We start from the raw sequence: 2493 nt of genomic DNA on the forward strand, positions 1-2493 counted from the left end.
GTTTTATTTTTTTGATAAGACAAATTTCCGGGAATCTTCCCGGCTGGTTATGGTGACTACTTAAGTATTTAATGGTAACCATTTAAGTATTTAGTCGTGCAGCAGGATCTCCAGCTGTTGTTTCAGCTTCTCTTCCACTTCCGGTCCTTCGAAACCGATGTTGCTGAAAATGATGTTACCTTCTTTGTTGATAAGATAGGAAGCCGGGATGATATTAAATTTGAACTTATCCCCTATGGCGGGGTCTGTATTGTAATACACCGGGAAGGTATATTTTTTATTCCCGCTCCAGCCCTGCGCATCCGCCAGCGTGTTACGGGCGCCGCTGTTGGCGATCATAAACACGATGTCGGGGTTTTGTTTGTACTGGTCGTATAGTTTTTGAAGATAGGGCATTTCCTGCATGCAGGGTACGCACCAGGTGGCCCAGAAATCGATCACCACGATCTTGCCTTTGAGAGATGCTGCCGGTACCGGCTTACCTTTCATATCCACAAAAGAATTTAGCGGCGGCGACGGGCGGTTGATCCGTTGTTTCTTTACCTTTTCTATCAGTATTTTTTTCCGGAACTCCTGCAGCTGGTTCAGCTTCGCCATATTATTGGTTTGCGTGTAGTAAGCTTCCGCGTTGTCCAGCGTTTCTTTACCGGCATAGTAATCCACGGCCTGTTCCATATGCTTATCCGCTGCGGCCAGGAGGCCCTGTTTCATGTCTATCAGGCCCAGCATGGACAACAGGTGCCGGCTGGCTTTATTGAATACGGCTTCGCGTGTGCTGTCATCTGCAAAGGGATAAATATACCCGGTTTCGGGGAAATGGCGGATCACGCCTACGGGGTAACTGCGTACACTGTCCAGTGCGCGTTGTGTATAACCACGCGCGCTATCCAGCGCCAGGTTGTTATCCAGCAGTGTTTGCGCAATTTGCTGCCAGGTGATCACCTTGTAGGGATTCTCCTTTTCCGTGGTCATAAAGCGGGCATGATACAAAGCTTTGCCGCTGTCTTTTTTTGCGGCATAATACCCGAACAGTACATCATGTATTTCTGTAAAGGACTCCGTGTTTTCAGGGGTTTCTTTTTTGAGTTCTTCTTCAAAGAAAGTGATCTGCCGCGCGGTATCTTTTCCCCTGGCCATTACACCTGTCCTGATATCGCGGCCCAGTGCAGATTCCGGATAGCGTTCCATTACCACGCGCCGGATGGAATCCAGCCGGGAGTTTTCGCCAATGATCAGGTAGCCCATTGTTACCTTGTTCATATTACCCGCCACGGTGGGCGCGCTGTTAAACTTATCTGCAATCACCTGGTGTGCCTGTTCCCTGAATTGTTCCTTCTCTTTCGCAGTAGCGGCTTTGTTCATTTGATAGGTAAGCAGGCGCAGTTTAGCTTCATAATTGCCGGGGTAGCGTTTCAGTTCTTCTTTATAAAGTGCAGCCTGTTTATCTGCCAGCAAAGGCGACTTACCCATCTGCGCAGAGAGGCTGTAAGCCTTATAAAGCGACATATCCTGCACCGGCACTTTATTTTTATACACGCCTACTTCGTAGTGCCGGTCTTTTGCCGGTTTATCTACCGCTTCGCCGCTTTCCAGGTAAAAGGTGGCGAAGGTGGTATAGTTGGCTAACTTAAAGGAAGTGGTCCATTTGTTACCGGTGCGTTGCATGTTCATCCGCCATGCGAGGTTGTAAAAATTAGAATAGGAAAACACAAGCGTTACTGCATTGGCGGTAGCCGGAATGCCCGCTCCCGGTGCAGACGGGTCATAAGTAACGGTAACGGTTTCCCCGCGTTCCGGGAATTGAGGGCTGATCACAACCCGTTGTTGTGCAAATATTTTAGTGGCTGCCATGGCAGCCACTAAAAGTAGGATGGTTAGTTTTTTCATTACCGGTTATTTGTACCCTTCATTCTGGGTAAGGTTAGCATTGGTTCTGATGGCGTCGGAAGGAATCGGGTACAGTGTATCCGTTGGCTGCCAGTTGGCGCCTTTAATGGGGCCGAGCACGGCGTCCGCCCTTTTGGTACGTTTCAGATCAAACCAGCGGTGGCCCCATTCTGCGAACAATTCTACTTTGCGTTCCTGCTCTACTGCCAGCAGCAGGGCGGGTTGTGTGAGCGATGTGGAAAGATTGGCCAGTCCTGCACGGTGACGGATCGCATCCAGGTCGCCACGGCCATCATCCAGTTTACCTTGCTGGATGCGGGCTTCCGCACGAATGAGATACTGTTCTGCGAGACGCATTACCATTGAATACTCCATGATGCCGCTGGTAGTAGTTCTTACTTTGTATTTATAAGGGAAATAAACAGAAGTACCGGCGGTAGTTTTCCCCATACCTATCCATTGTGAGAACCGGAGGTCATTGGCCTCGAACTTCCTGATCAGGTTAATGGTATCCAATCTGAATACAGCGGTGCCATAGGCGCCGGTAGAGGTGATAGCCGGTGTAGAAGTAAACCCTTCCCAGGTATTACGGCCACCGAGCACATT

The 2493-nt window shown here is 49.4% G+C and carries 2 protein-coding genes; both read right to left on the reverse strand.

Annotated features, from left to right (window positions below; genetic code table 11):
- Positions 1 to 90: 90 nt before the first annotated feature.
- The gene (locus VN105_RS11585) at positions 91 to 1887 is read right to left on the reverse strand and encodes a TlpA disulfide reductase family protein (RefSeq protein WP_325640990.1); all 1797 of its coding nucleotides are present in this window, start codon (positions 1885 to 1887) and stop codon (positions 91 to 93) included.
- 6 nt (positions 1888 to 1893) lie between these two features.
- Positions 1894 to 2493, reverse strand: a 600-nt coding sequence (locus tag VN105_RS11590; protein ID WP_325640992.1) for a RagB/SusD family nutrient uptake outer membrane protein, incomplete at its 5' end; no start/stop codon positions are given.

Source organism: Chitinophaga sp., from assembly GCF_035564935.1.
Classification (GTDB): Bacteria; Bacteroidota; Bacteroidia; order Chitinophagales; family Chitinophagaceae; genus Chitinophaga.